General features: G+C 68.5%; 27 protein-coding genes and 1 tRNA gene. 12 read left to right on the top strand and 16 right to left on the bottom strand.

The window, feature by feature from the left end; all coding sequences use genetic code 11:
• The first annotated feature begins 95 nt into the window (after positions 1 to 95).
• The gene (locus ACFOW8_RS06015; protein WP_378546620.1) at positions 96 to 614 is read left to right on the top strand and encodes a cupin domain-containing protein; all 519 of its coding nucleotides are present in this window, start codon (positions 96 to 98) and stop codon (positions 612 to 614) included.
• A gap of 24 nt (positions 615 to 638) precedes the next feature.
• Here the strand turns inward: ACFOW8_RS06015 and purB are convergent, their stop codons facing one another.
• From purB to ACFOW8_RS06000, 3 genes are all read right to left on the bottom strand, one after another.
• A complete protein-coding gene (purB, locus tag ACFOW8_RS06010; protein WP_378546617.1) occupies positions 639 to 2060 on the bottom strand; it encodes an adenylosuccinate lyase in 1422 nt (473 codons plus the stop codon).
• A 6-nt stretch (positions 2061 to 2066) separates the two neighbouring features.
• Positions 2067 to 2720 carry a TetR/AcrR family transcriptional regulator gene (locus tag ACFOW8_RS06005; RefSeq protein ID WP_378546614.1) on the bottom strand — a complete coding sequence of 218 codons (654 nt, stop codon included), beginning with the start codon at positions 2718 to 2720 and terminating at the stop codon, positions 2067 to 2069.
• Between the two features lie 155 nt (positions 2721 to 2875).
• A complete protein-coding gene (locus tag ACFOW8_RS06000) occupies positions 2876 to 3991 on the bottom strand; it encodes a pyridoxal phosphate-dependent aminotransferase (RefSeq protein WP_378548526.1) in 1116 nt (371 codons plus the stop codon).
• 181 nt (positions 3992 to 4172) lie between these two features.
• Between ACFOW8_RS06000 and ACFOW8_RS05995 the strand changes: the two genes are divergently transcribed.
• Positions 4173 to 5681 (top strand): M23 family metallopeptidase, encoded by a 1509-nt coding sequence (locus ACFOW8_RS05995; RefSeq protein WP_378546611.1) that lies wholly within the window; start codon positions 4173 to 4175, stop codon positions 5679 to 5681.
• Between the two features lie 179 nt (positions 5682 to 5860).
• Here ACFOW8_RS05995 and purD read toward each other — a convergent pair whose 3' ends face one another.
• Positions 5861 to 7129 carry a phosphoribosylamine--glycine ligase gene (purD, locus tag ACFOW8_RS05990; RefSeq protein WP_378546609.1) on the bottom strand — a complete coding sequence of 423 codons (1269 nt, stop codon included), beginning with the start codon at positions 7127 to 7129 and terminating at the stop codon, positions 5861 to 5863.
• A gap of 210 nt (positions 7130 to 7339) precedes the next feature.
• Here purD and ACFOW8_RS05985 point away from each other — a divergent pair, with 210 nt between their 5' ends.
• The 6 genes from ACFOW8_RS05985 (at position 7340) to ACFOW8_RS05960 (ending at position 11298) form a co-directional block, all read left to right on the top strand.
• A complete protein-coding gene (locus tag ACFOW8_RS05985) occupies positions 7340 to 7717 on the top strand; it encodes a PH domain-containing protein (protein WP_378546606.1) in 378 nt (125 codons plus the stop codon).
• A 14-nt stretch (positions 7718 to 7731) separates the two neighbouring features.
• Positions 7732 to 8157: an HIT family protein gene (locus ACFOW8_RS05980; protein ID WP_378546603.1), complete on the top strand. Its 426-nt coding sequence runs from the start codon at positions 7732 to 7734 to the stop codon at positions 8155 to 8157.
• Positions 8158 to 8232: 75 nt separating this feature from the next.
• Positions 8233 to 8754: a DUF3558 domain-containing protein gene (locus tag ACFOW8_RS05975; protein ID WP_378546600.1), complete on the top strand. Its 522-nt coding sequence runs from the start codon at positions 8233 to 8235 to the stop codon at positions 8752 to 8754.
• Between the two features lie 28 nt (positions 8755 to 8782).
• Positions 8783 to 9175, top strand: coding sequence for a hypothetical protein (locus ACFOW8_RS05970; protein WP_378546597.1), 393 nt, complete (start codon positions 8783 to 8785; stop codon positions 9173 to 9175).
• A 15-nt stretch (positions 9176 to 9190) separates the two neighbouring features.
• Positions 9191 to 10552, top strand: a complete 1362-nt coding sequence (locus ACFOW8_RS05965) for a hypothetical protein (RefSeq protein ID WP_378546594.1) — start codon at positions 9191 to 9193, stop codon at positions 10550 to 10552.
• Complete coding sequence (locus ACFOW8_RS05960) at positions 10549 to 11298, top strand: ESX secretion-associated protein EspG (protein WP_378546591.1); 750 nt, start codon at positions 10549 to 10551, stop codon at positions 11296 to 11298. The genes ACFOW8_RS05965 and ACFOW8_RS05960 overlap by 4 nt, the downstream gene beginning before the upstream one ends.
• A gap of 86 nt (positions 11299 to 11384) precedes the next feature.
• Here the strand turns inward: ACFOW8_RS05960 and ACFOW8_RS05955 are convergent, their stop codons facing one another.
• The 4 genes from ACFOW8_RS05955 to ACFOW8_RS05940 all read right to left on the bottom strand — a co-directional run bounded on the left by ACFOW8_RS05955 (position 11385) and on the right by ACFOW8_RS05940 (position 13391).
• Positions 11385 to 11786, bottom strand: a complete 402-nt coding sequence (locus ACFOW8_RS05955) for a contact-dependent growth inhibition system immunity protein (protein WP_378546588.1) — start codon at positions 11784 to 11786, stop codon at positions 11385 to 11387.
• Positions 11787 to 12010: 224 nt separating this feature from the next.
• A tRNA-Thr gene (locus ACFOW8_RS05950) sits at positions 12011 to 12082 on the bottom strand.
• Between the two features lie 121 nt (positions 12083 to 12203).
• Complete coding sequence (locus tag ACFOW8_RS05945; RefSeq protein ID WP_022565839.1) at positions 12204 to 12440, bottom strand: MbtH family protein; 237 nt, start codon at positions 12438 to 12440, stop codon at positions 12204 to 12206.
• 117 nt (positions 12441 to 12557) lie between these two features.
• Positions 12558 to 13391 carry an alpha/beta fold hydrolase gene (locus ACFOW8_RS05940; RefSeq protein ID WP_378546585.1) on the bottom strand — a complete coding sequence of 278 codons (834 nt, stop codon included), beginning with the start codon at positions 13389 to 13391 and terminating at the stop codon, positions 12558 to 12560.
• Positions 13392 to 13565: 174 nt separating this feature from the next.
• Between ACFOW8_RS05940 and ACFOW8_RS05935 the strand changes: the two genes are divergently transcribed.
• From ACFOW8_RS05935 to ACFOW8_RS05920, 4 genes are all read left to right on the top strand, one after another.
• Positions 13566 to 13724 carry a hypothetical protein gene (locus ACFOW8_RS05935; RefSeq protein ID WP_019044795.1) on the top strand — a complete coding sequence of 53 codons (159 nt, stop codon included), beginning with the start codon at positions 13566 to 13568 and terminating at the stop codon, positions 13722 to 13724.
• A 67-nt stretch (positions 13725 to 13791) separates the two neighbouring features.
• On the top strand, positions 13792 to 15327 hold the full coding sequence (locus ACFOW8_RS05930; RefSeq protein ID WP_378548523.1) for an alpha,alpha-trehalose-phosphate synthase (UDP-forming): 1536 nt from the start codon (positions 13792 to 13794) through the stop codon (positions 15325 to 15327).
• A 66-nt stretch (positions 15328 to 15393) separates the two neighbouring features.
• On the top strand, positions 15394 to 16110 hold the full coding sequence (locus tag ACFOW8_RS05925) for a response regulator transcription factor (protein WP_378546580.1): 717 nt from the start codon (positions 15394 to 15396) through the stop codon (positions 16108 to 16110).
• Entirely contained in the window at positions 16107 to 17531 is a 1425-nt protein-coding gene (locus ACFOW8_RS05920; protein ID WP_378546577.1) for a sensor histidine kinase, read from the top strand. The genes ACFOW8_RS05925 and ACFOW8_RS05920 overlap by 4 nt, the downstream gene beginning before the upstream one ends.
• 115 nt (positions 17532 to 17646) lie before the next feature.
• Here the strand turns inward: ACFOW8_RS05920 and ACFOW8_RS05915 are convergent, their stop codons facing one another.
• From ACFOW8_RS05915 to ACFOW8_RS05880, 8 genes are read right to left on the bottom strand one after another with little or no spacing between them, the layout of a single operon-like run.
• On the bottom strand, positions 17647 to 18132 hold the full coding sequence (locus ACFOW8_RS05915) for a h domain protein (protein ID WP_378546574.1): 486 nt from the start codon (positions 18130 to 18132) through the stop codon (positions 17647 to 17649).
• The gene (locus ACFOW8_RS05910) at positions 18129 to 18986 is read right to left on the bottom strand and encodes a hypothetical protein (RefSeq protein ID WP_378546571.1); all 858 of its coding nucleotides are present in this window, start codon (positions 18984 to 18986) and stop codon (positions 18129 to 18131) included. The genes ACFOW8_RS05915 and ACFOW8_RS05910 overlap by 4 nt, the downstream gene beginning before the upstream one ends.
• A complete protein-coding gene (locus ACFOW8_RS05905; RefSeq protein WP_378546568.1) occupies positions 18983 to 20386 on the bottom strand; it encodes an MCE family protein in 1404 nt (467 codons plus the stop codon). The genes ACFOW8_RS05910 and ACFOW8_RS05905 overlap by 4 nt, the downstream gene beginning before the upstream one ends.
• On the bottom strand, positions 20383 to 21612 hold the full coding sequence (locus tag ACFOW8_RS05900; RefSeq protein WP_378546566.1) for an MCE family protein: 1230 nt from the start codon (positions 21610 to 21612) through the stop codon (positions 20383 to 20385). Before ACFOW8_RS05900 ends, ACFOW8_RS05905 begins: the two co-directional genes overlap by 4 nt.
• Positions 21613 to 21665: 53 nt before the next feature.
• Positions 21666 to 22925: an MCE family protein gene (locus ACFOW8_RS05895; protein WP_378546563.1), complete on the bottom strand. Its 1260-nt coding sequence runs from the start codon at positions 22923 to 22925 to the stop codon at positions 21666 to 21668.
• Positions 22922 to 23989, bottom strand: coding sequence for an MCE family protein (locus ACFOW8_RS05890; protein WP_378546560.1), 1068 nt, complete (start codon positions 23987 to 23989; stop codon positions 22922 to 22924). Before ACFOW8_RS05890 ends, ACFOW8_RS05895 begins: the two co-directional genes overlap by 4 nt.
• Positions 23982 to 25010 (bottom strand): MCE family protein, encoded by a 1029-nt coding sequence (locus ACFOW8_RS05885; RefSeq protein ID WP_378546557.1) that lies wholly within the window; start codon positions 25008 to 25010, stop codon positions 23982 to 23984. The genes ACFOW8_RS05890 and ACFOW8_RS05885 overlap by 8 nt, the downstream gene beginning before the upstream one ends.
• The gene (locus ACFOW8_RS05880; RefSeq protein ID WP_378546554.1) at positions 25007 to 26209 is read right to left on the bottom strand and encodes an MCE family protein; all 1203 of its coding nucleotides are present in this window, start codon (positions 26207 to 26209) and stop codon (positions 25007 to 25009) included. The genes ACFOW8_RS05885 and ACFOW8_RS05880 overlap by 4 nt, the downstream gene beginning before the upstream one ends.
• Positions 26210 to 26212 lie beyond the last annotated feature (3 nt).

Genomic DNA, 26212 nt, shown 5'->3' with positions numbered 1-26212 from the left:
CGGCGTCGCCGAGTGGGACAATTCCTGGATGGAGGGAAACCTCCGACGGGTTTCCCATCGACCTCGACTCCGCTCTGGATCGAGAGGAGACCCTGATGAGACCACACCCGAGAATGTCGGCATTGGCCACCGTGGGGGCGGTGTCCGCGGCCCTGGTCACCGGATTCGGCGTCGCCCTGCCCGCGAGCATCGCCCAAACCGGAGACCAGGACGGGATGATCCTGCAAACACCGGATGACCTCGACTGGCAGCCCGGACCCGCCTCGCTACCCGCGGGCGTCGAGTACGTTCTGCTCGAAGGTGACCCCAGCGCCGACGACTTCTTCACGATGCGACTCAAATTCCCGGACGGCTACCAGGTACAGCCGCACATGCACAGCCGCACCGAACGGGTGACGGTGCTGTCAGGAACCGCGAACTTCGGCCACGGAGAGGCAGCCGCCTGGGACAAGACCACGTCGTACCCGGCCGGTAGCTACCTGAGCATCGCACCCGACACCGCGCACTACGTCGCCGCCGAAGGCGAGACGATCGTCCAACTCAACGCCAGCGGCCCTTGGACGATCACCTACGTCAACCCCGCCGACGACCCACGGGGGTCCGACGGCAACTGAACGAATCGCTCCGGAGACTCGGCGCTAGAGAATCGGCGACGGGGTGTAGCGCGCGGCGTCCGGGTGTGCCTCGACCAGCTTCTGCACCCGCGCGATCACCTCGGACACCTGATCCGAGGCGGCGCCGATGAACGCCGACTTGTCGGCCAGCGCGGCATCGAGGGCGGCGCGGTCGAGCGGCATCCGGTCGTCGGCGGCGAGCCGGTCCAGCAGGTCGGGTTCGCGGCCCTGCTCACGCATGGCCAGCGCCACCGCCACCGCGTGCTCCTTGATGACCTCGTGCGCGGTCTCGCGGCCGACCCCGGCCCGCACCGCCGCCATCAGGATGCGGGTGGTGGCCAGGAACGGCAGGTACCGGTCGAGCTCGCGGGCCACCACCGCCGGGTAGGCACCGAACTCGGCGAGCACGGTCAGGAAGGTCTCGGTCTGGCCGTCGATGGCGAAGAACGCGTCGGGCAGCGCGACGCGACGCACCACCGAGCAGAACACATCGCCCTCGTTCCACTGCGCGCCCGCCAGTTCGGCTGCCATCGAGCCGTACCCGCGCAGCACCACCTGCAGGCCGTTCACGCGCTCGCAGGAGCGGGTGTTCATCTTGTGCGGCATCGCCGACGAGCCGACCTGGCCGGGCTGGAAGCCCTCGGTGACCAGCTCGTGGCCCGCCATCAGCCGGATGGTGTGCGCGAAGGACGACGGACCCGCACCAAGCTGCACCAGCGCGGAGAGCACATCGTGGTCGAGCGAGCGCGGATACACCTGGCCGACGCTGGTGAACACATTCGCGAAACCGAGGTGCGTTGCCACCTGCTGCTCGAGCGCGGCCAGCTTGCCTGCGTCACCGTCGAGCAGGTCGAGCATGTCCTGGGCGGTGCCCATCGGGCCCTTGATCCCGCGCAGCGGGTAGCGGTCGATCAGGTCGCGCAGCCTGGCCAGCGCCACGAGCACCTCGTCGGCGGCGGAAGCGAAGCGCTTGCCGAGCGTGGTGGCCTGCGCGGCCACATTGTGCGAACGGCCCGCCATCACCAGCGCCTGGTACTCGGCGGCCCGCTCGGCCAGCCGCGCGGCGGTGGCGACCCCGTGGTCGTAGACGTGCTCGAGCGATAGCCGGATCTGCAGCTGCTCGACGTTCTCGGTGAGGTCGCGGCTGGTCATGCCCTTGTGCACGTGCTCGTGCCCGGCCAGCGCGTTGAACTCCTCGATCCGCGCCTTCACGTCGTGGCGGGTGACCCGCTCCCGCTCGGCGATCGAGGCCAGGTCGACGTGTTCGAGCACCCGCTCGTAGTCCTCGATCACCCCGGCGGGCACGTCGATCCCGAGCGCGGCCTGCGCGCGCAGCACCTCGAGCCACAGCCTGCGCTCGAGCACGATCTTGTTCTCGGGCGACCAGAGCGCGACGAGCTCCGGACTGGCGTAACGGGTGGCGAGGACGTTCGGGACAAGGCTCACGAACACTCAGTCTAGTTGCCGCGCCCGCTCCAGCTGCTGGGGCACCAGGTTGGGCACCACGGGCGGGGCGACGATATCGATCATCTCCAGCAGGCCCGCCCTGGCCGGGCGACGAGGTTCCGGGTGGCCTTCGATCAGCGCGGCCACCACCGTGCTGTCGACGACGGCGACCAGGCGGCGCAGCTGTTCGGGGCGCACGACTCGATCGGAGCGGCGCAGCACGTCGGCGAGCAGGTCCTCCAGCTGGGTGCGTAGTCGCAGCTGCACCTCGCGTAACTCGGGGTGCCTGGCGGAAGCGACCGAGCGCTCGTAACGCGCGATCAGCTGACCGCGGGCGTCGAGGTCGCTGTCGTCGGGGCCGACGAGCAGGTCGAGGACGAGGTCGACGGTCGCCTCGCTGCCGCGTCTGCGGTGGCTCACCTCACCGACCCGGCGGCGCATGGCGTCGAGTTCGATGGCCCCGCTGAATTCGACGGCGCGGGCGATCAGATCTTCCAGTGACTCGAAGTAGTAGGTGGTCGAGGCGAGCGGAAGATCGGCCCGCGAGGCCACCGAACGATGCCGAACGGCGTCGAAGCCGCCTTCGAGCAACAGTTCAGCGGCCGCCGCCACCAGAGCCTGGCGACGTCGTTCGCCTTTCGGGGTCGTCGCGGTGGTCACCGCACCATCGTGCCAGTCATCATCAGTTCAACCGTGCGCAATCGTCATCGGGGAAACGCGGGAAACAGGGATAACTGAGTTTTACCGCATCCCGGCAGAGAAGTGTTCGTACTACGCAAAGTTGTTGTCGCACATCACTGTTGACGGCGGACTGGTCAGTCCTTCAGGAAGCGCCCCAACCGGTCGAGTGCTGCGGCGATGTCGTCGGTGGCGCCGGCGAAGGAGAAGCGAATCGTGCGAAGACCGCGCTCGGTGTCGAAGTCGAGTCCGGGCGCGATGGCGACGCCGGTCTCGGCGAGCACCCGCGCGCACCACGCCAGTGAGTCATTGGTCATATGACCGATATCGGCGTAGGCGTAGAAGGCGCCGTCGGCGGGCGCGAGTTCGGTGATGCCGATGCTCGGCAGCCCCTCCAGCAACAGCGCCCGGTTGCGCGCGTACCGGCGCACGTGCCCGTCCAGTTCATCTCTGGCTTCCGGCCCGAACGCGTGCACCGCGGCGTACTGGGAGATCGCGGGCGGGCACACGGTCATGTTCGACGCCAGCCGCTGCAGCGCGGGCCGCAGATCGGCGGGGGCGAGCATCCAGCCCAGCCGCCAGCCGGTCATCGAGAAGTACTTCGACACCGAGCCGACCACCACCGCCTGGCGGGAGAACTCCCAGGCCGAGGCCGTCGGCGTGCTCGCACCGTAGGTGATGCCGTGGTAGATCTCGTCGGAGATCAGCAGCGTGCCGTTGTCCTCGCACCAGCGGGCCAGGGCGGCCAGCTCGGCCGGGTCGATCATGGTGCCGGTCGGATTGGCCGGGCTCGCCACCACCAGGCCCGCAGGCGGTTCGGGTAGCGCCTCCAACATGGCGACGGTCGGCTGGAAGCGGGTCTGCGCGCCGCAGTCGAGCTCGACCACCTCGCAGCCGAGCGCGGTCAGGGTATTGCGGTAGGCCGGATAGCCGGGGCGGGCCACCACCACCGTGTCGCCTGCGTCGAACGCGGCGAGGAAGATCAGCGTGAACGCGCCGGAGGAACCGGTGGTCACCACCACTTCGTCCGGGTGTACGTCGCAGCCGTAGGTCTCGCTGTGGTGGCCCGCGATCGCCTCCCGCAGCGGCAGGATGCCGAAGGTCTCGGTGTAGCCGAGCAGCTCATCGTCGATCGCGGTCCTGGTGGCGCGCAGGACCGGCGCAGGCGCCTGCGTCGACGGCTGCCCCGCCGCGAGCACCAGCACATCACCGTGCGATCTGGCCCGTTCGGCGGCCGCCTTCCACACGTCCATCACGTAGAAGGGGGGAATGGTCGACCGGCGCGATTGTCTGGACACCAGGAAAACGGTAGAGCACCCGGTTGTAGTCGTTCACGGATATGGTCGGCAGAATGGCTCCGACAGCGAAGACGCAGCCACCGACCTGCCCCGAGGGGCTGCGTCGGGGCACGGGCGCGGGGGCCAGATGGAGTGGGTGAGGACGGCCGTACGACGGCGGGTCGGCGCGCGATCGGCCGACGCGCCGCCGGACCACGCCCGCATCGCGCCGCCCGCGCATCGCGCCACCGGCGATGAGTGGACCGACCGCGACACACCGAACGCAGGCACCACCGAGCCGACCACCGACGGCACGCCCACCCCAGACACCACCGAGCCGACCACCCACGGCACGCACACCTCTGGCACCACCCGGCCTGCCACCCACGACACACCCACTCCGCACACCACCGGACCAGCCACCCACGACACACCCACCCCAGGCACCGCGGAGTGGGCTGGCGACGATCTGCCTGCCGAAAGCGCTACCGCCCCGGCCCTCGTGCCCATGCGTCAAGCGGGCCGTGCCCGGCAGCTCTGGACCGCAAGGAGAAAACGGGGCATCGGACCCGCGGATCCCGGACGAACCGCCGGCGGTGCCACCTCCGATCCCGCGGCGGCCCAGGCAAACGCGGACTCGAGGGGCGAGCAGCCGCACGACGTTCACCGCGCGACAGCAGCCTCCGCGCGGGTGATCAACGGTCGCGTCCTGCCTTCGAACTGGCGCACCCAGGTCCCGGTGCGCGCCGGGATCGCCACCTGGGCCACCACCTGGGCTGACAAGCACCCGCTGGTCGGTGAACTCGCGGCCGAAGCGCGCGCCGGACAGTTCCGCACGTTGCTGTGGCAGCGCCCCCGCACGGCGGCCGAGGAACTCTGGCGCCGCGGACCGAGCCGCGAGCGAGTGCGGCAGGTGCTGATCGAACGCCGGGTGCTGATCGCCGGGGTCGCCGCCGTCGCGGTCTTCGTCGCCGCCGATGGGCAAACCGGGGACACGCCGACCGATCGCCCGCTGGCGCTCGGCGAGGCGCAGCACGTCGCGATCGCCTACATTCCGCAGCTGCCGCCGAATCCGCAATCGTCGAAGCGCCTGCTCGCCGCCATCGCCGCCGGGGAGAAGCGGCGTGAGGCCAAGGTCGTCGCCGCGGCGGCCCGTGCGACCCTGGAACGCGCCAAGGCCGAAGCCGCGGCCGCGGCGTCCGGCGAGTGGCAGGACTGGATGGGCCCGCGGGCGCCGGTGGTTCCCGGCGTCCTCGTACCCGGCTCGACCCCGTCCGGCGGTGGCTTCGCCCTACCTGCCAAGGGCGCGTTCACCTCCGGCTTCGGCCAGCGCTGGGGCACCATGCACCGCGGCATCGACATCGCCGCCCCCATCGGCAGCCCCATCTACGCGGTCGCCGACGGCACCGTCGTCGAGGCGGGCCCCGCCCAGGGCTTCGGCCTGTGGGTCCGCATCCGCCACGACGACGGCACCATCAGCATCTACGGCCACATGTACGACTTCTTCGTCTCCCAGGGCGAACGCGTCCCCGCGGGCATGCAGATCGCCCGCATCGGCAACCGCGGCGACTCCACCGGCCCACACCTGCATTTCGAGATCGTCCAGAACGGTCAGCACGTCGACCCCGCGGCCTGGCTGGCCCTGCACGGCCTCCGCCTGACTTAGTCCGACGCGGGCTGCGACATCGCATCGCCAACGACCCCGAGCAACACGCGGCCTATCGCCGCGCTGGCGTATCCATAGTCGTGCCAAACGGTCGAAATCGGGACCAGTAGCATGGTTTGTGACGGCTCAGCGCGGAGTCTGCGACCGGCACGTCCAGGTCACCGACCGGAACCCTCGAACTACACCCGCTCAGGGACGACAACCTCCGTCGCGCCGATATCGGTGCGGAAGTGGCTGCCGGGCAGCTTGATCTGGGCCAGGCGGGCGTAGGCGCGTTCGCGCGCCTCGGCCAGATCGGCACCGACGCCGACCACGTTCAGCACGCGCCCGCCCGCCGAGACCAGGGTCTTGTCCGCGCGCTGGGCGGTCCCCGCGTGCAGGACCAGGGTGTCGCCGTCGCCGGCGTCCTCGGCACCGGTGATCACGTCGCCGGTGCGCGGGCGGGCCGGGTAGTTCTCGGCGGCCAGCACTACGGTGATCGCCGCGCCGTCCTTCCAGCGCGGCGGCTCGACCTCGGCCAGGCGGCCGGTGGCGGTGGCGTGCAGCAGTTCGGCGAACGGGCTGTCGAGCAGAGCAAGCACCGCCTGGGTCTCGGGATCACCGAAACGGCAATTGAATTCGACGACGGCGGGACCGTTGGCACCGATGGCGAGACCCGCGTACAGCAGACCTGAGAACCCGCTCCCCCGGCGCACCAGCTCGGCGGCCACCGGCTTCACCACGTCATCGACGATCTCGGTCAGCGTCTCGGCGGGCAGCCACGGCAGCGGCGTGTAGGCGCCCATGCCGCCGGTATTGGGCCCGGAATCGCCGTCACCGACGCGCTTGTGGTCCTGCGCGGGCAGCAGTGGAACCACCGTCTCACCGTCGACCAGACAGAACAGCGACACCTCCGGCCCGTCCAGGAACGATTCCAGCAACACCGGATGCCCTTGCTCCAGCAGCTCGGCACCGTGATCGCGGGCCGCGCGCCGATCGGCGGTGACCACCACACCCTTGCCGGCGGCGAGACCGTCGTCCTTCACCACCCAGGTGGGACCGAAGCGGTCGAGCGCCGCGTCCAGCTCGGCCGGATTGTCGACGACCTCGCTGTGCGCGGTCCGCACACCCGCCGCCGCCATCACATCCTTGGCGAACGCCTTGGAACCCTCGATCCGCGCCGCGTCCGCCGACGGGCCGAACACCGGGAAGTCCGCCGCGCGCAGGGCGTCGGCGATGCCGAGCACCAGCGGCACCTCGGGTCCGATCACCACGAGATCGGCGGCAACCTCGGTAGCGAGCGCGACAACGGCCTCGGCCGAGCAGGGATCGACCGCGCGTAGCTCGGCGTACTGGCCGATGCCCGGGTTTCCCGGGGCGGCGACGACCGCGGTCACGGACGGGTCCCGGCGCAGCGCAAGGACGAGGGCATGTTCACGGGCTCCGGAACCGATGACGAGTACGCGCACGCAAAAGAGATTAGCCCCGCACTTCGCGCGAAGCGCGCACGCCCCATTTCACCGGCCCGACCCGCGAGCACGAGCCCGAGCTCACCCGCCCGCTCCGCCGTCGGGCACCAGGAATTCACCCGCGCACCCCGCCCGCAACGGGTTCGGTTGGGGGACAATGAACCTGGCGCGACATCCGGTCCGCCGGAGCACGGGCGAAGGGAGAACACCATGGGCCTGCTCGACGGGATGATGGGCAACGCGGGACGCATCGACCCCGCCGCCGCCCAGCAGGAATACGCCAAACTGTTCGGCCAGGGCGAGCAGGTGTACGCGGCGTTCCTGCTGGTCCGCGACGCCATGCTGTTCACCAACCGCCGCCTGATCATGATCGACAAACAGGGCGTCACCGGGCGCAAGGTGAGCTACCACAGCCTCCCGTACCGGTCGATCAGCCATTTCGCGGTCGAGACCGCGGGCACCTTCGACCTCGACGCCGAGCTCTACATCTGGATCGGCAGCGACACCGAACCGATCAAGCAGCGCTTCAACCGCCAGGTCGACATCTACGAGGTCCAGGGCATCCTGTCGCACTTCGTCGCGATCTAGTTAGGCTCGCGGCTATGGCATCCGTCTTCAGCGCGATCATCGCAGGACAGCTCCCCGGCCGCTTCGTCTGGACCGACGACGAGTTCGTCGCCTTCCTCACCATCGCCCCCGTCACCCAGGGCCACACCCTGATCGTGCCGCGCGCCGAGATCGACCAGTGGCAGGACGTCGACCCCGCCGTCATGGCCCGCATGACCGGTCTCGCCCAGACCATCGGCAAGGCCGTCCGCACCGCCTTCGACGCCCCACGCGCCGGCCTGCTCATCGCCGGTCTCGAGGTCCCCCACCTGCACACCCACGTCTTCCCCGCCTACACCATGGGCGACTTCGACATCTCCGGCGCCGACACCGACCCCACCCCCGAATCCCTCGACGAGGCCCACTCCAAGATCAAGGCCGCCCTCCGCGACCTCGGCTACGGCGCCAACGTTCCCGACTGATCCGGGATCGGGAACCGAATCGGCTCCGGCCGCGTCAAAGACTATCGAGAGCTGTTGCGCGGAAGAGGAGAGACGATGCGACTGGTCGGCCTGGTTGGCGGAGTGTTCGCGGTGTTCGTGCTCGCGGGATGTTCCGATGATGTGGTCGGGCAGCCCGAGGTCAGTGGGGCTCCGCTGACGAAGGAGCAGTTGTTCGATCCGTGTGGGGTGCCGGAGAGTGCGTTGGTCGCGGCGGGGGTTGATCCTGCGTCGAAGGACGACAATCCGTTCACCGTCGGACGCGACGACTGGAAAGGCTGTGACTGGTCAGCAGATGGCTACTACATCGGCATAATTTCTACGACCCACACGCTGGAGGAGTTCCGATCCAACGACCGCTTTCACGGTTTCCGTGACGTCACGATCGGGAATCGCCGCGCCGTCCAGCACTACGTTGGCTCACAAACACCGCCGAACGAGTGCCAGATCACCTTCGACACGAGCCAGGGCCGGGTGTCGGTATCAGCGATGAGGTTCCTGAGCAACAAGTCGACAACCGACCCCTGCGAGTGGGCAAACGCGGCAGCGCCACATTTCGTAGCGTTCCTGCCGCAGTAGCGGCCACGAAGCGGAAGGAAGAAACTCGATGACATCGCCGAACGAACTGGCCCAGCAGTTCCAGACGCTGGCAGGAGAAGCGGCAGCTGGTCGGCTCATCATCGAGTACGACGCCGCCGAGCGCTGCGCGAAGCTGTGCGACGACTACATCAACGACCTCAATGGCCTGGCCAGAAGAACTCAGCGCATGGTCACCATCGACTCGTTCGGCGACCTCAACTCCGCCAAGACACTCGCCAAAAAGTTCGCCGACCTGGCGGAAGGCGGCGAAGGTACCGGATCGTACTTCGATGCAGCCCGGCAACACATCGAAATCCTCACCCAAATGGCCGACATGTACCGCAAAGCCGGTGCCGCATACAAGAACTGCGACGAAGCGACCCAACTCGCCATCAGGCAGCAGACCACTCAGCTCGACTGATTCCGGGGGGATCCGATGACGTTCTCAGACTTCATGACCGCGCTGGGCAATGCCGCGTATACGGCGTCGAGCCCGTCCAGGATCGGCGACCGCGTCGCTTCGCTGTTCGACAGCGATATCGCCCCCACCGAGTCCGAGCTCACCGCGCAGGCCGACGGCAATCGCGAGCGCGCCGACCTCTATGCCGCCAACAGCACCTTGAGTGCGGGTTTCCGCGGCGAGTACGCACCGCAAGTGCTCGGTCCGGTGATGGAGAGCTTTCATGACATGTCGCACTCGCGGATCATGCAGTTCGTCGATTCGATCGATGTCGGCCAGATGAGCACGAGCATCGACGGCTGGAACCAGCTCGCCGACGACACGACCACCAAGGCCACCGCCTTTCACGACAGTATCCAGCGGGAAATGGAGCGGGGCTGGGCGGGCAGCGCGGCGACGCAAGCGCTGGCGAATACCAGGCAGTATCTGGCCGATATCCACCGGGTCGATCAGGCCGCCCGGCTCATCGCCAACAAGATGGCCGAAGCGCGCTCCGGATTCCAGCAGGTGAAGTATTCGGTTCCACACGAGTCGGAAAGCCAGACCGGCAGCAAGATGGGGCTGGTCGTCTCGTATCTGATGCCGGGCACACCGGTTCTGATGGACAGCGCCGCCACCGCGCGCGCCGAGGCGGCCCAGGCTGCCGCGCGCGAGGTGATGAACACCGTCTACAAACCGGTCGCCGTGCAATCCGACACCCAGGTCCCGAAGGTTCCCGCGCCGGCCAAGGCGCCTAGCGGCCAGCCTACCGACGACGGCACCCAGCGCCGATCCACCGACAACGGGTCGACCACCGACGGTTCGGTCAACGGCACCACCAACGGGACGACCCCCGGCGACCCGAACGCCACTACGCCGTCCGAGCAGGCGACCACCACTCCCGGCGACGACACCGGCACCGATGGCGACACCACCTCGTCCTCGGCCACCCCGAGCACCACCCCCGAGACCACCACCCCCAGCACAGACGACACCACCGCCGCGAGCACCACCGCACCCGGCGGCACCGCACCCGGCGGCACCACTCCAGGTAGCGGTCCGGGCGGAACCAGCACCGGCGGCCCAGGCGGTGGCGGCCCGAGCGGCCCGAGCGCGCCCGGCGCCGGTCAGGCGCTGCCCGGTGGCGGCACCCAGAATCCGCGCGCCGGCACCACCACGACCGCAGGCACGGCGGCGGGCCGCACCGGCATGCCCGGCATGATGGGCGCGCCTGGCGCCCGCGCGGGCAAGGACGACGAGGACGAGCACAAGGCCCCCGACTACCTGCGCGGCGTCCACGAAGAACTACTCGGCCCGGACCGCCCCCAGGTTCCGCCGGTGATCGGCGGCGACGCATGACCGAAGCCTGGGAGTTGACCCCGTTCGAATTCTGGGTCGCCTGGGACACCCTCGGCCGCGACCGGATGCCGTGGCCACTCACCTTCACCTCGGGCGTCGAGACCCAGCACGAGTTCGACCAGGAGTGCCGCCGGGCAGCGGATTCGCTGATCGCCAAGATCGGCTCCGACGAGTCGCTCTACCACGCGCTGCACGCACTCGCCCACCCTGAGTTACGGGTGGAGCTGTTCGGCCACCGCTTCGACGGCCGCACCAGAATGATCCGGGCCTGCGCCGCCACCGAATCCGGCAACGGCGTCGTCGCCGCCCAGCTGCCCGGCCCCGAATACGGCCAAGGTGGCAATATCCTGATCTACCTGCGCACCGCGGCCGCCGTCACCCAGCGGCTGGTCACCGTCCTCCCCACGGTCGCCGCAGGCAAGCACGACGGCTTCAACCTCCACCGCGACGAACTCTCCGGCCCCCACCCCACCGGCTCCCGCCGCACCCCCGCCGAACTGGCCACCCGCTTCCTGCAACGCCCCTTCCGCACCTACGCCGAGTTCCGCGCCGACCTCGGCCCAGCCCTCGACGGCTGGAAGGAAGGCGGCACCCGCCTCCAGATCGTCGACTACACCAACGACGGCCGCTACCTGTTCCGCGAAGGCGACCGAATCGAAGCCCGCCCCGTCACCACTCCCCAACTCACCACAGCCCTCGACGACCTCATCGAACAGACCATCAGCTCTCGCCAATCAGCCTGGTAGACAAGACTCTTCAGATGCCGTCAGCAGCGCACCTACGAGTTCCGGATATGAGCTCAGCTCAGCCTCCAGCAGACATACGCTCGTCCTCACAGCCTGCCCACCAGTTCCCGAATCTCACGCCACGCCTCGGCGGGAACCCGCGCAGACTCGCCCGGATCGATCCGTTCGACCACCTCGCTCAGCCGTCCACGATCGGCGAGCTCGAGCGCAACCGCAGCGCGCAGCACCGCGACCAGCAGATCGCCGGGATGGAGATCACCCGATACCAGGGGATCCTCGTCGAGCTCTGCCATCACTCGCCGCCGAAGCACCGTGACCGACACCCGCTGCGAGACAAGGATTCGCAGGTCCTCCACGCGCAGTTCCCGGATCGGCGCGCGCCGGAGATCATGCACCCTGCGGATCAACCGGGTAGCGCCGGGCCCCGGATCCGGCCACGCACCCTCGACCCGCTCGATGGTCACCGGCCGCGGCTGACCCCGACTCACCGATCCCTCACAGCGGTCGACGCTCGACGAAACAGAGCTCGGCAGGCCGACCGTCGGCGCTCGGTGTGGCGAGCTCGTAGGTCGTGATCTGGCCCGCCGAAACGCTGTCGACTCGATAGCCGATTCTGTTGACGGCGTAGTTGGAGGTTCCGGCAAGAGGGCCGTTGGTGAAACACCGAAGCCTCTCGAACTCTGCAATACAGTTCGAGAGGCTTCGGGATGTGAGCCCCCTGTCAGGATTGAACTGACGACCTTCGCTTTACAAGAGCGGTGCTCTACCACTGAGCTAAGGAGGCGGGTTGGTGCGGCCCCGGAGGGCAGCGACCATCATAGCGGGGCGCTGCGGCCGCGTGGCATCGGTAGGAGCCACGCGGCCGCACGCTCAGCTGGGTCCCGGCGCAGTATCGGTGTTACTGCTCAGGACTGGGCGCGGGCCGCATCGTCGGCGGCCATCGCGTCGCGCAGGCTCTTGGGACGCATATCGGTCCAGTTCTTCTCGACGTACTCGACGCACGCGGCCCGGCTCTCTTCGCCGAACACGACGCGCCAACCCGCCGGGACCTCCGCGAACGCGGGCCACAGGGAATGCTGCTCTTCGTCGTTGACCAGAACGAAGAAGCGGCCGTCCTCGTCGTCGAAGGGGTTGGTGCTCAATTTCACCTCACTGGATACTGGCGCTGTGTACGGGATCGCGCCGGGCGCTCACCCGGGCGTTGTGTCGACACTAGCAAGGCTGACGTTACGCGTTGGTGGTTACCTCGGCCTCGGCTGTCAAGCAGCGAAGAAATCGAGGAGGATCTTGTTGACCGCCTCGGGACGTTCCAGGTAGCCGTAGTGGCCGGTGTCGGGGATCTCCTGGTACCTGGCGCCCGGAATGGCGTCGGCGACCTCCCGCGACAGGTAAGGCGGGATCATTCTGTCATCGGCGAAGCCGATTGCCAAGCACGGCACCGTGATCGCGCGGTAGGCGGCCACCCGGTCGAACTCGTGGTCCATGGCCCGCTGGGCCCGGATTCCGGGGGTGGGGGTGCCGCCGGTGAACTCGAACAGGTCGAGCCAGTCGCGGGCGGCGTTGGTGTCGGCCATGGTGGCCGGTGACAGATTCATCACGGCGGTCAGCGCGGCCTCGAACTTGGGCGGCAGCTTGATCCCGGCGGTGTCGAGGTCCTGCTCGCCTGCGCCGAGGGTCTTCTGGAACTGGTCGAGCCTGCCGTGGCCCGCCATGAAGACAGCCTTCTTGACCAGGTCGGGCCTGGCCAGGGCCAGTTCCTGAGCCACGCGGGCGCCCATGGAGGTACCAGCCACCAGGGCGGGGCCCTCGTCGAGGAATTCGATCAGCGCGGCGGTGTCGGCCACCAATTCCTCGATCCGGATGCTGCCGCCGCCCTCATAGGACGGCGCGATGCCGCGGTTGTCGAACACGCAGACGCGATAACCGGCCGCGACCAGCGCGGGAACCTGGTGCAGCTCCCACACCCGGCCCGGCGAACCGGTGCCCATGATCAATACCACCAGCGGTCCGCCGCCCTTGACGTCGGTGCCCTTGGTACGGTCGCCCTTGACTTGATAGTTCAGTGCGATGCCGTTCACCGTGGCCAGTGGCATGAAACAAACCTCTCTGCGGGGTTGAGCTGTCCGACCCTCCACGGTAACGGGAGCACGCCGACACCGCACCGGGGCGGGGTGGTCGGGCCGGGAGTTCATCGACTGTGCACCGACGCCCGATACTATTGACTACTCGCACGCCGCAGCGTTTGGAATTCGGGAGGAAGTACCACTATGGCCGCCAAGAGCAGCGCCAACGACATCGCCGACGACGAGCTCGAGCCACTGGCCGACGAAACCGCTCGCCAGGCACAGCGCGTCGTCGCGGCATACGCTGAAGACGCCGACGAGTGCCGGATGCTGCTGTCGATGCTCGGCATCGGCCCCAGCTGACCCTCCCCGACGACCACAATCACAAAGCGGAACCCTGCGACGCGCAAAGGATGCGTGAGTGGACCAGATGATCGATAAACAGTCCAACGACCGCCCGTCCGAGAACAGCGAATCCGTCGCGCCCACACCGAGCGGGGCGGGTTCCGGTTTCGTGGTCGTCGCGAACCGGCTGCCGGTCGACCTCGAGCGCCTGCCCGACGGGACGACCCGCTGGAAGCGCAGCCCCGGCGGCCTGGTGACCGCGCTGGAGCCGGTGCTGCGCAGCAACAAGGGGGCGTGGGTCGGCTGGGCAGGCGTCCCCGACGTCGAGATCGAGCCGATCATCGAGGACGGTCTCGAACTGCATCCGGTGCCGCTGACGGCGCAGGAGGTCGAGGACTACTACGAGGGCTTCTCCAACGGCACGCTGTGGCCGCTGTATCACGACGTGATCGTGCGCCCGGTCTACGACCGGGCCTGGTGGGCCGCCTATGTCGAGGTCAACCGCAGGTTCGCGGAGGAGACCGCCAAGGTGGCCGCCGAGGGCGCCACCGTGTGGGTGCAGGACTACCAGTTGCAGCTGGTGCCCAAGATGCTGCGGATGCTGCGGCCCGACCTGACCATCGGCTTCTTCCTGCACATCCCGTTCCCGCCGGTCGAGCTGTTCATGCAGATGCCGTGGCGCACCGAGATCGTGGAGGGCCTGCTCGGCGCCGATCTGATCGGGTTCCACCTACCCGGCGGCGCGCAGAACTTCCTGTATCTGGCGCGCAGGCTGGCCGGGCAGCCCACCTCCCGCGGCACCGTCGGGGTGCGTTCCAAACTAGGTGTGGTGCAGGTCGGGTTCCGCACGGTGCGGGTCGGCGCGTTCCCCATCTCGATCGACTCGGCCGAGCTCGACGAGCACTCGCGGCGCCGTTCGGTGCGTGAACGGGCCGCCAAGATCCGCGCCGAACTCGGCAATCCGAAGAACATCCTGCTCGGGGTCGACCGGCTCGACTACACCAAGGGCATCGACATCCGGCTCAACGCGCTGCAGGAGCTGCTGGAGGAGGGCAGGGTCGACCCGGCCGACACCGTGATGGTGCAGCTGGCGACGCCGAGCCGGGAGCGCGTACAGAGCTACATCAAGATGCGCGGCGATATCGAACGCCAGGTGGGCCGGATCAACGGCGAGTTCGCCAGGGTCGGGTACCCGGTGGTGCACTACCTGCACCGCCCGATCCCCCGCGACGAGCTGATCGCCTTCTTCGTCGCCGCCGACGCCATGCTGGTGACGCCGCTGCGTGACGGCATGAACCTGGTCGCCAAGGAGTACGTGGCCTGCCACAGCGATCTCAACGGCGCCCTGGTGCTGAGCGAGTTCACCGGCGCCGCGGCCGAGCTGCGCCAGTCCTACCTGTGCAATCCGCACGATCTGGACAGCGTCAAGGACGCCATCGTCGGCGCGCTCGACGACGACCGCGACACCAGGCGCCGCCGGATGCGCTCGATGCGCCGCCAGGTGCTCACCCACGATGTCGAACGCTGGGCGCGGGCCTTCCTCGACTCGCTCTCGCACGGCAGCATCGCCGGGTCCGCGCTGCTCAGCGAGGACCAGGACGTGTTCCGCGGCTCGCGCTGAGCGCACACAGCGACTTCACAGCCGAGGTCCAGCGACCTCCCAGCGCGGTGGTGGACCATGGGATCCATGACCGGTGTGCCTGAGACGCCCGAAGCGCGGGTGCTCGTCGTCGACGACGAACCGATGATCGTGGAACTGCTGGCGGTGAGCCTGCGCTATCAGGGCTTCGAGGTCGCTACCGCCGCCGACGGCGCCGAGGCCCTCGACAAGGCGCGCTCGTTCCGGCCGCAGGCGCTGATCGTCGACGTGATGATGCCCGGCATGGACGGATTCGGCCTGCTGCGCAGGTTGCGCGCCGACGGGATCGACGCGCCGGTGCTGTTCCTGACCGCCCGCGACGAGATCGAGGACAAGATCACCGGCCTCACCCTCGGCGCCGACGACTACGTCACCAAGCCGTTCAGCCTCGAGGAGGTGGTGGCCCGGCTGCGGGTGATCCTGCGCCGCTCCGGTCAGACCGCGCCGAAGAAGGCGGGCACTCGGCTGCGCTTCGCCGACATCGAGCTCGACGACGACACGCACGAGGTGTGGAAGGCGGGCGAGCCGGTGGCGCTCTCGCCCACCGAGTTCACCCTGCTTCGCTACTTCATGGTGAACGCGGGCAGCGTGCTCAGCAAGCCGCGCATTCTGGATCACGTGTGGCGCTACGACTTCGGTGGCGAGGTCGGCGTGGTGGAGACGTATGTGTCGTATCTGCGCAAGAAGGTCGACACCGGCGAGCAGCGGCTGATCCATACCCTGCGCGGCGTTGGATACGTGATGCGGGAGCAGGCGACTCGGTGAGAACCGGCCCGCTCTCGGCGATCCCGCTGCGGGTAACTCTGGTACTGACGCTGGTGGCGCTGGCCGGATTCGGTTTGGTCGCTTCGGGTTTCGTGGTGACCAAGGCCATGGAGAACTCGCTGCGCAACCGCACCGACCAGCAGCTCATCGATGCCGCGATGGAGTGGGAGCGACGGGTGGGGATCCCGGCGCCGCTCCCCTCGCCCGCGCCGGATTCGCAGCCGCCCGGCCGGTACTACGTGCATGCCGAGAGCACGGACGGCACCAGGAATATCACCCTGGACAATGTCTTCGGTACCGACGCCGAGCCCGCACTGCCCGATCCGCCTGCGCTGCAGCCGGTCACGGTCGGTTCGGTCGGCGACGCGTCGGAGCAGTGGCGGGTGCTGACGGTGAACGGCCATCGCGCGACGGCCACGGTGGCCTGGCCGCTGGCCGAGAACACCGAGACGGTCCGCGATCTCATCGTGCTCCAGCTGATCGTCGGCGCGATCGTGCTGATCGCCCTTGCCGTCGCGGCCTATTTCGTGGTGCGCGGCAGCCTGCGCCCGTTGCGCCGGGTCGAGGCCACCGCGGCCGCCATCGCGGGCGGTGAACTGCACCACCGGATTCCGGTGCGCGGCAACGACACCGAGGTCGACCGGCTGTCGCGGTCGCTGAACACCATGCTCACCCAGATCCAGCAGGCCTTCGCCGCCACCGAAGCCTCCGAGACCGCGGCGCGCGAGTCCGAGGCGCGGATGCGGCGCTTCGTCGCCGATGCCAGCCACGAACTGCGCACCCCGCTCACCACCATCCGCGGTTTCGCCGAGCTCTACCGGCAGGGCGCCACCGGTGACCCGGCCATGTTCATGAACCGCATCGAGCACGAGGCCCAACGCATGGGCCTGCTGGTGGAGGACCTGCTCATGCTGGCCAGGCTCGACGCGCAACGCCCCATCGAGCTGCGCCCGGTGGACCTGCTCGCCGTCGCGGGCGATGCCGTGCACAGCGCCCGCGCGGCGGAGGCCGCCGCAGGCGAACACCGCCCGATCACCCTGGAGATCGCCGACGGTGCCGGCACCCTGGAAGTGCTCGGCGACGAACACCGTCTGCGCCAGATCCTCACCAATCTGCTCACCAACGCCCACACCCACACCCCCGACGGGACGGCCGTCACCGTCCGGCTCACCCCCGCCGAGAACGAGGTGCGCATAGCGGTCGCCGACACCGGCCCCGGACTCGCTCCCGACGAGGCGGCCCGCGTCTTCGAGCGCTTCTACCGCACCGACACCTCACGTACCCGCTCCAGCGGCGGGACGGGGCTTGGGCTGTCCATTGTGGCGGCACTGGTCGCGGCCCACGGGGGTGAGGTATCGGTCGAGGAGACCCCCGGCGGCGGAGCCGCATTCCTGGTCCGGCTCCCCCGCGACGGCCGCTGATCGGGCCCTCCCCGATCCGGCACCTGGTCACCAGGCTCTGGCGCAGAATCCTTCTCGGGGAATGCTTACCTGAGAGCCTACTGATCAACCGACCAGCCGTGATGCCTGACGCACGTCAGACCGGGGTGACCTGGGAGACCAGCCAGCGGTCGTCGGATTTGTCGAGGGAGACGCGGACCCGGCTGCCCGAGGTGGTGCCGTCGGGGGTGTCCTTGCTGGTGGTCAGCTGGTTGAGGTAGAGCAGCACGACGGCGTGGTCGGGGTCGGCGGAGATGACGGCTTCGGCCTGGGTGGTGGCCTTGACGGTGAGCTGCTTCTCCTTGGCGCCGGGGGCGATAGCCTCCCGGATCAGCTGCAGGTAATCGTTGCGGAACGACTCGGTGAGCCCGTCGGCCGCCCGGACCAGCTCGGTGTCGACGGTCGCCGGTTCATAGGTGAACATGGCGCTGACGGTGCGGCCGGCCGTGCTCATCGCGTCGGTGCGGGCCTGTTCGGTGCGGTCGTGCTGCCAGAGCTGGTAGCCGCTGACGCCGAGCACTATCGCGGCGATCAGGCCGAGCGCGGCGAGGCCGCCGAACACGTACTTCATCCACTTGCTCATCCGACGAACTCCACCTTCGACACTGTCATCCCGGTGTCGTCGTTGGACACCGTGATCCGGAACCGGTACTGGCGCGCCTGCGGCTCGGGTGAACCGTTGTTGCTCACCGTCTGCTTCGCGGCGACGAGGACCTGCGCGGATTCGTCATCGGCGGTGACGATGCCCGATTCGGCGATCTCACCGGTGGACACCACGTTCGCCTGCTTGACGACTTCGGTGAACGGATCGACCCGACCGTCGAACTCGGTCTTGAAGTCGCCGGAAGCCACCGCCAGGATCCGGTCGATGTCCGCCTCGGCGGTGTCGGCGCGAATGGTGGTCAGGTTCAGCACCGCCTGGCGGGCGGTCTCGGTGTACTGGGCGCGCAGGTCCTCGTCTCGGTTCGCCGAGTGCGCGGTGAACGCGGCGAACCCGGCGCCGACGATCAGCGCCAACACGAGCACGATGGCCGCGGCGAGAGCGAGGACGGGACCGGGTGAGCGGCGGGCATCGCCCGCGGAATCCGGGGCGTCGGGCTCGGTGGTCGAGATCGCGCCCCCGAGCTTCACCGTGTCGTCCGCGAGCGTCACCGTGGCATCGGCGGGCTTCACCTTCGCGTCGGCGAGCTTCACGGTCTCGGCGGTGGAGCTCACCAGCTTCCCGGTGTCGTCGCCGGACGGCACGTCGTTATCGGCGAACTTCACCGTCTCGGCAGCGGGGTTCACCGTCGCCTCGGTGAGCTTCACCGTGTCGCCGGTCGCTGATGCTGTTTCGCTCTTACCGATGCTGATCGTCTCGGCCGCCTTCTCCTCGACCGGCGGCCCGGCCGAGCGTGCGGCCCGCCTGCGCGGGCGGCGGTTGTCGTTGTCGTTCATCGTTGCTGCTCCTCCAACATCGCCTGCCAGCTGGCCGGAACGGTGCCCGACCCGTCCGCGGCGATGTCGCCTTGGCGGTATGTGCGTCCGTCGGTGCCCAGATAGCTGCCGGTGGACGGATCATAAGGGCGCGCTGCGGCGGGGGTCACACCGCCCGTCGATGCGCCTGCCGGTGCCGAGGCCGGAGCGACCGGTTGGACCGGGCCGAACGGCGGGTTGTTGCCTTCCGGCACGAACCCGGTGCGGCACAGTTCGGGCGTTGGTGCCCGGACGCCGGGGAACTCCATGCACGGAGTGTTGCGGATACCGCGTACTGCGATGTTCGAGTCCTGCGGCACCTTGCAGTACAGGTCGGGCGGGGTGTCCACCTGCTCGAGTTCGCTCGGCTGTCGCCACTGGTCCGCGGGCAGGAACCCGGTGGTGCAGGCGGGCGGGTCGTGGACCACGGTCATGAAGTCCACCATCACGCCGTACTGGATCGGCCCGCGGATCGCTGTCCGCAGGGCGGCGATCAGCGGCGGGAACACGACCATCAGCTGTTCCAGGCTCGCGTGGTAGGTCACGCCGACCTGCCCGAGGCTCACCAGGTTGGCGGCCAGCAGCGGCAGGGTGGGCCGCAGATCCTGGAACTGCTTGTTCACGGTCTCCATCGCCGACGGGCTGTTGTTCAGCAGATTGCGCAGGGCCGGATCGTGCTCACGCAACTGGTCGGTGACCGTGGCCAGATCCGCGGTCCAGGACCGGATGTCGTCCGCGGAGCGGGTCTGGGTGTCCAGCAGCGGCCCGATCTGGTCGAGCAGCTTCTTGGTCGGTTCGATATCGGTTTCGGCCTGCTGCACGAGCAGCGCCGCCGAGTCGATGAAACGCTGCAGGTCGGGTCCGGCACCGTTGAACGCCTGGAACGCCTCGTCGATCACCTGCGCGAGGCGGGTATCGGCGACGGTGGCGAGCAGCTTGTCGGCCTGATCGAGCATCGCGCCGACATCCTGGGGCAGGTGGGTGCGCTGCTCCGGGATCACCGAGCCGTCGCGCAGAAAGCTGTCGGCGGGCTGTTCGGTCGGCACCAGGTCGACGTATTGTTCGCCGATCGCCGAAACGCTGCGGACCCACGCGCTCGAGTCCGAGGGCACCTTGTAGTCACTATCGATCGAGAGATCCGCTTCGACACCCGCGGTCGTGAGGCGGACCGCCTCGACCTTGCCGATGTTCTGCCCGCGGTAGGACACGTTGGCGGTGGGATAGAGCCCGCCGGTGGCGGCCAGCTGCACCGTCACCGCGTACCGGCCGATCCCGAACATCGCGGGAACCTGCAGATAGGTGCTGCTCATCACGGCCAGACCGATCACCGTGAGCACCGCGAAGATCCCGAGCTGAATGCGTACGAACCGGGTGAGTTTCATCGACCCGCCCCTTCCTGGCCGGGCAACGGCACCGTGAGACCGGGGATGGCGGGCAGGCCAGGGATCGGCGGCAAGCCGGGCACGGTGGGCGTCGGCCCGGTACTCGGTGGCTCCAGCGGCCCGGTGGCCGGGTTGCCCGCGTCGGTGGCGGTGGTCGGCGCGAAGGTACCGATGACGCCCTCGACACCACCGAACCGTCCGCCGAGCGGCGTGCCGGTTAGCCAGTTGCTGTCCAGGCGCTTGCCGGTCATGTCGACGGTGATGAACAGGTTCATGTAGTCGCCGAGGATGGCGTTGTCGATGTTCCTGATCGGGAACGGGAAGGTCGGCAGGATGCCAAGCGCGTCGATCAGGTTGGTGCCGGTGTCGGCCAGCGTCTGCAGCACCGGGCCGAGACTGCGGATGTTGGCCACCAGGTCGTCGCCGCTGGTCCGGATGAGTCGCTCGCTGACATCACCGAGCTCGCCGAGCGCGATGATCGCCGCGGTGATGTCGGCCGACCGGTCGGCCAGCGCGGTGACCGCGGGCTGGATCTGTTCGATCGCCTCGGCGATCACCTCGCGCTGTCCGGCGAGTTTGCCTGCGAGCTGGTCCAGGCCCTCCATCGCCGCGATGATGCTGCCGGTCTGGCGTGCCAGACCGGTGGTCAGCTCGTTGAGCTGGGGCAGCAGATCGGCGATCTCGGCCTCCCGACCACTGACCATCGCGTTCAGTTCGGTGGTGATCGTCTCGAGCTGCGCGATACCGCCGCCGTTGAGCACCACCGACAACGACGACAGCACCTGCTCGGTGGTCGGATAGGCACCGGCCCGGTCGAGCGGGATGACGTCGCCGCCGCGCAACTGGCCGGTCGGCGCGACATCGGTCGGCGCCGACAGTTCGAGATGGTTGCTGCCGAGCAGACTGGTCTGGCCGATCTTGGCGACGGCGTTGGCGGGCAGGCGCACATCGGGGTTGAGCGAGACCGTGACCAGCGCGTGCCAGTCCTCGACCTCGATCCCGGTGACGTTGCCGACCTCCACGTCGTCCACCCGCACCGGCGAATTGCGGGTCAGGGTCGTGACATTGGGCATCTGGATCCGCACCGTGTAGGACCCGGCCATGCGGCCTTCCGAGCCAGGCAGCGGCAGGGAGTTGAGCCCGTCCCACTGGCATCCGGTGGTGCCGAGCGCGACGGCGACGCCGACGGCCATCCCGGCGAGTACGCGTTGCCGACGCCGGCTCATGACCGCCTCGATTCTGGGCCGACGGGAGCTCGACGACGGATTGCCGTTGATATTCACCGCTGTCCTCCTGGAACTGCGAGCCCGGCCAAGCCCTCGGGCACGGTGATCGGGACCGCGGGCGGCGGGTTCTGCTGGACCCGCCCGGCCAGGCTCGGGTCGCTGTAGACCAGCTGATCGGGGAAGGCGGTCACGCTGCTGGCCGGATTGACCATGATCGGCGCGTAGTTCATCGCCAGCGAGCTGATCACCGGGGCCAGGAACTCCGCGCACAGATCGGCGGACTTGTCGGATTCGTTCATCTCGAGCGCCCGGATTGAACCACACAGGAACGACAGCGGATTGGCGGTGTTGTTCAGCGACACCGCGCCGCTGAGCGTGCCCTGGGCGGGTTTGTAGATCTGGTAGAAGTTCACCATCGCGGTCGGCGCGCCGTGCAGCACCCGTTCGATCTCGGGTCGCTTGTCGACCAGGGTCTGGGTGACGTCGGCGAGCCGCTCGACGCCCTCGGTGAGCTCGCCGCCGGTCCCGTCCAGGAAGCGCTGCACATCGGCCAGTGCGATGTCAAGGCTGTCCAAGCCGTTGCCGAGGTCCTCCGAGGCACCGGCGAGCACCGACGACACCGAGGCGAGCCGGCCACTGAACTGCACGATCTGCTCATTGCTCGCCGACAGCACCTCCACGAATTTCTGCAGGTTGCGAATGGTGCCGAACAGGTCGGTCCGGCCGTCGGACAGGGTCGTCAGCGTCGCGGACAGCTCGCGCAGGGTGTCGCGGAACTTCTGGCCGTTGCCGTCCAGGTTGTCGGCCGCCGTGTTGACGAACCGGCCGAAGGAGCCCTGCTCGTCGTCACCCACCGGGCCGAGCGCTGCCGACAGCTTGGTCAGCTCGCTCTTGATCTCGTCCCACTCCACCGGCACCGCGGTGCGTTCCAGCGGAATCAGGGCGCCGTCGGTCAACTTCGGGCCGCCGGTGTAGGCAGGCGCGAGCTGCACGAACCGCGCCGACACCAGCGACGGCGCGATGATCACCGCGCGCGCGTCGGCGGGCAGGTCGACGCCGCTGTCGATGCTCATCCGCACCCGCACCTGGCCTTCGCCCGGTTCGATCGAGTCGATGCTGCCGACGGTGACGCCGAGTACGCGCACCTCGTCGCCCGCGTAGAGGCCGGTCGTCGAGGTGAACGACGCGGTCACCGTGTTCTTACCCGCGCCGGTCACCAGGTAGACGCCGACGGCGACCAGCGCGGCGATCACCACCAGCGCCCCGGCGATCGTCCAGCGCGGCAGTTCGCGCACCTGCTCGGTCACGTTCATCGCGGCGGATCCTGTTCGGCGGGACGGATGTAGGGCGGCGTCGGGTGGGTGAAGGCGTCGATCAGGTCCTGGGGCAGGTGTTCGGGCCAGACCAGCGCGTCGACGAGGGTGCGCAGCTGGGTACTGGTCGCGTTCACCACGTAGGCGTTGAACCACGGCCCGTTGCCGACCTGCTCGCCGAGCGCGGCGGCGTAGGGGCCGAGTCCGTCGAGCGCGTCGCTGAGGTTCTGTTTGTTGCGCTGCAGCAGGGCGAGAACCGAGTTCAACCGGTCGAGCACCGGCTGCATCTGCGGTTCGTTGTCGGCGACCAGACCCGAAAGCTGCCTGGACACATCGTCGACATAGACGACGAGCTGGTTGATCGCCGCGCGACGCCGGTCCAGCTCACCGAGCAGTTCGTTGCCGTCGAGGAGCAGCGTGTTGAGCTGGGTGCTGCGGTCGGCGAGGATCTTGGTGACGTTCTGGGCTCTGGCCAGCAGATCGGTCAGCGCCTGATCGCGCACGTTGATGCTGCGCGACAGGGCGGTGACGCCGTCGAGCGCGTCGCGCAGCGGGCCCGGAGTGTCGGCGAAGGCGGCCGAGAGCGTGTCCAGGGTCTGGTCGACCTGGTCCAGGTCCAGGTCGCGCACGGTCGCGCCGAGCTCGCCCAGCGCCTCGTTCAGCGAGTACGGCGAGGTGGTCCGCTCGACGGGAATGGTGTCGTCGGCATCGATCGCGCCGGGACCGGTGGGCACCACGTCCAGCGACTTGCGGCCGAGCACCGTGTTGGTCTTGATCGCGGCGGTCGTCTTCTCGCCGAGCACGATCGACTCGTCGAGTTCGAACTGCACCAGCACCTTGTCACCGTCGAGCGAGACCTGTCGCACCTCACCCGAGCGCACACCGGCCACGTGGACCGGATCGCCCGGTACGAGGCCGCCCGCGTCGAGGAAGTTCGCGGTGAAGGTGGCACCGGAGCGGATGAAGGGCAGCTCGGTGAACTGCAGGGTCGCGAGTGAGATCGTCACGGCGAGGACGACGCCGACGACTCCGATCGTCGCGGCCGACGATTTGTTCTCATTCATTGGGCGTGCACCTTCCGGTCGAGTGCGCACCCGGCAGGCCGACTTCCATCGGTGTGCCGTCCGGCCCGTCGACCAGGAGGACAGTCCCGCAGATGTACAACTGCAGGAACGATCCGTAGGCGCCGATCCGGATGAGCTTCTTGTAGGTGTCGGGCAGCTTGCCGAGGACCCACTCGATGTGATCCGAACCGTTGTCGAGGTTCGTGGCCAGCCTGCCGGTCTGCTCGATGGTGTTGCGCAGGTCGGGGCGTGCCTGCACGAGCAGGTCGTTGACTTCCTGGGTGGCGCCCGCGATCCGCGGCAGCGCGGCGCCGATCGGGTCACGCTGCGCGGACAGGTCGCTGACCAGGCGCTGCAGGTCCTCGATGGTGGTGGCGAACTGGTCGCCCCGTTCGTCGATGGTGGCCAGCACGGTGTTCAGGTTGTCGATCACGCTGCCGATCAGCGCGTCCCGGTCGGCCAGCGTCTTGGTGAAGCTGCCGCCGCTGTTCAGCAGCGAGACCAGGGTGCCGCCCTGTCCTTGGAAGATCTGCAGCAGGGCCGCGGTGAGGTCGTTCACCTGGGCGGGGTCGAGGCCGCGCAGCAGCGGTTTGAAGCCGCCGAGCAGCAGGTCCAGGTCGAGCGCGGGCTCGGTCTGGTCGCGGCCGATGGTCTCACCGTCGTTGAGCCGCCGGGCCGAGCCAGGGCCCTCCAGTAGTTCCAGGTACCGGTCGCCGACCAGGTTCTCGTATTTGATCGCGGCCCTGGTGCTGGCCAGCACGGCGTACTTGCTCTCGACATCGAATTCGACATGCGCGAAGTTGTCGTCGCCGACCTTCACCGAGGTCACCGAGCCGACCGGCACGCCCGCGATGCGCACCTTGGCGCCGGGCAGCATGCCCGACGAGCTGGTGAACACCGCGCGATAACCGTTCTCGCTGGCGAAACGGGCCTGACTCAACACGATCGCCAGGCCGGCGAACACCAGGGTCATCACCACGGTGAAGATCCCCAGTTTGATCGTCGTCGCCGTATTCTTCACTCCGTCACTCCCGGCAGTCCGCCCAGCAGCAGCTGGAAAACCTTTGGTACACCGTTGAATTCGGGCGAACCGGTCCGGGGCGCGTAGGGCGCGCCCTCGTTGGTGTCGGTCACGAGATAGTCGGCGTGGCTGTTCGGAACCCGATCGACCACACCGTCACAGCGTGGTCCGCCGGTGGCGTTCACCTTCGGCAGGTCGTTGGGGTAGGTGTACGGCGTGGCGCCGAACATGAAGTTGGTGTTCATGCCGACACCGGGCAGCCTGCCACCGAACATCTCTTCCGCGGTCGGCATCAGCGGGCCGAGGCCGTTGATGACGCAGCCGAGTGCGGGCGCGTAGTCGAACAGCAGCGCGGTCGTCGGCCGCAGCAGATCGAGCGCGGTCACCAGATCGTATTCGTTCTCGCGCAGGACCGAGCCGACGGTGTCGGACAGCCCGATCACATTCACCAGGACATTGTCGAGCTGTCCCTGCATCTCGGTGATTGTTCGCGAGGTCTCGGTCGCGTTGTCGACGGTGCGCAGCAGCGGGTCGGTGACCTCGGCGTACAGACCGGTCACCGCGGCGGTCTTGTCCAGATCCGATTCCAGCGTTGGCAGATAAGGATTCATCTCCCGCAGATAGCGATCCGAACGAACCAGCAGATCGCCCATCTTGTCGCCCCTGCCTTCCAGAGCGGTGCCGAGCGCGGTCAGCGTGGCATTGAGCTTTTCCGGCTCCACCTGCGCGAGCACATCGGACAGATGCTGGAACAGGGTGTTGAACTCGACCGTCACCGAGCTTGCCGCCACGGTGCTGCCCGGGGCCAGCGACGCGGCCGACGGCTGCTCGGGGACGATGAAGTTCACGTACTTGGCGCCGAACACCGTGGTCGAACGGATATCGACACCGGCGTTGGCAGGCACCAGCTTCAGCTGGTCGGGGTCGACCGCCAGCCGCAGCTGAGCGCCGTCGTCGCGCAGGTCGATGTCGGTGACGCGGCCGATCTCGACGCCACGCACCTTCACCTTGGCGTCGGGGTCGAGCACCAGGCCGGTGCGCGGGGTGTCGATCAGCACGACGGCGGTGTTGGTGAACGCGCCCTGGAACAGGGCGATCGCGAGCGAGGCGCCCGCGACCAGTAGGCCGACCAGTGCGAGCGCCGCGAGCTTGCGCCCGAGCCCGCCCTGCAGTGCGGCAACAAACCGATTGGTTTCCATCGC

The organism is Nocardia rhizosphaerae (assembly GCF_042650365.1).
Classification (GTDB): domain Bacteria; phylum Actinomycetota; class Actinomycetes; order Mycobacteriales; family Mycobacteriaceae; genus Nocardia; species Nocardia rhizosphaerae.
Note: the sequence above shows the minus strand (reverse complement) of the source record. Positions and strands in the feature narration are given on the sequence as shown.

Excerpts from the sequence above, each read along its gene's own strand:
- ACFOW8_RS06015 (WP_378546620.1), top strand. The coding sequence starts at position 96 with ATGAGACCACACCCGAGAATGTCGGCATTGGCCACCGTGGGGGCGGTG.
- ACFOW8_RS06000 (WP_378548526.1), bottom strand. The coding sequence starts at position 3,991 with ATGGACGTGTGGAAGGCGGCCGCCGAACGGGCCAGATCGCACGGTGAT.
- ACFOW8_RS05985 (WP_378546606.1), top strand. The coding sequence starts at position 7,340 with ATGGGCCTGCTCGACGGGATGATGGGCAACGCGGGACGCATCGACCCC.
- ACFOW8_RS05980 (WP_378546603.1), top strand. The coding sequence starts at position 7,732 with ATGGCATCCGTCTTCAGCGCGATCATCGCAGGACAGCTCCCCGGCCGC.
- ACFOW8_RS05975 (WP_378546600.1), top strand. The coding sequence starts at position 8,233 with ATGCGACTGGTCGGCCTGGTTGGCGGAGTGTTCGCGGTGTTCGTGCTC.
- ACFOW8_RS05970 (WP_378546597.1), top strand. The coding sequence starts at position 8,783 with ATGACATCGCCGAACGAACTGGCCCAGCAGTTCCAGACGCTGGCAGGA.
- ACFOW8_RS05965 (WP_378546594.1), top strand. The coding sequence starts at position 9,191 with ATGACGTTCTCAGACTTCATGACCGCGCTGGGCAATGCCGCGTATACG.
- ACFOW8_RS05960 (WP_378546591.1), top strand. The coding sequence starts at position 10,549 with ATGACCGAAGCCTGGGAGTTGACCCCGTTCGAATTCTGGGTCGCCTGG.
- ACFOW8_RS05940 (WP_378546585.1), bottom strand. The coding sequence starts at position 13,391 with ATGCCACTGGCCACGGTGAACGGCATCGCACTGAACTATCAAGTCAAG.
- ACFOW8_RS05935 (WP_019044795.1), top strand. The coding sequence starts at position 13,566 with ATGGCCGCCAAGAGCAGCGCCAACGACATCGCCGACGACGAGCTCGAG.
- ACFOW8_RS05930 (WP_378548523.1), top strand. The coding sequence starts at position 13,792 with ATGATCGATAAACAGTCCAACGACCGCCCGTCCGAGAACAGCGAATCC.
- ACFOW8_RS05925 (WP_378546580.1), top strand. The coding sequence starts at position 15,394 with ATGACCGGTGTGCCTGAGACGCCCGAAGCGCGGGTGCTCGTCGTCGAC.
- ACFOW8_RS05915 (WP_378546574.1), bottom strand. The coding sequence starts at position 18,132 with ATGAGCAAGTGGATGAAGTACGTGTTCGGCGGCCTCGCCGCGCTCGGC.
- ACFOW8_RS05910 (WP_378546571.1), bottom strand. The coding sequence starts at position 18,986 with ATGAACGACAACGACAACCGCCGCCCGCGCAGGCGGGCCGCACGCTCG.
- ACFOW8_RS05905 (WP_378546568.1), bottom strand. The coding sequence starts at position 20,386 with ATGAAACTCACCCGGTTCGTACGCATTCAGCTCGGGATCTTCGCGGTG.
- ACFOW8_RS05900 (WP_378546566.1), bottom strand. The coding sequence starts at position 21,612 with ATGAGCCGGCGTCGGCAACGCGTACTCGCCGGGATGGCCGTCGGCGTC.
- ACFOW8_RS05895 (WP_378546563.1), bottom strand. The coding sequence starts at position 22,925 with ATGAACGTGACCGAGCAGGTGCGCGAACTGCCGCGCTGGACGATCGCC.
- ACFOW8_RS05890 (WP_378546560.1), bottom strand. The coding sequence starts at position 23,989 with ATGAATGAGAACAAATCGTCGGCCGCGACGATCGGAGTCGTCGGCGTC.
- ACFOW8_RS05880 (WP_378546554.1), bottom strand. The coding sequence starts at position 26,209 with ATGGAAACCAATCGGTTTGTTGCCGCACTGCAGGGCGGGCTCGGGCGC.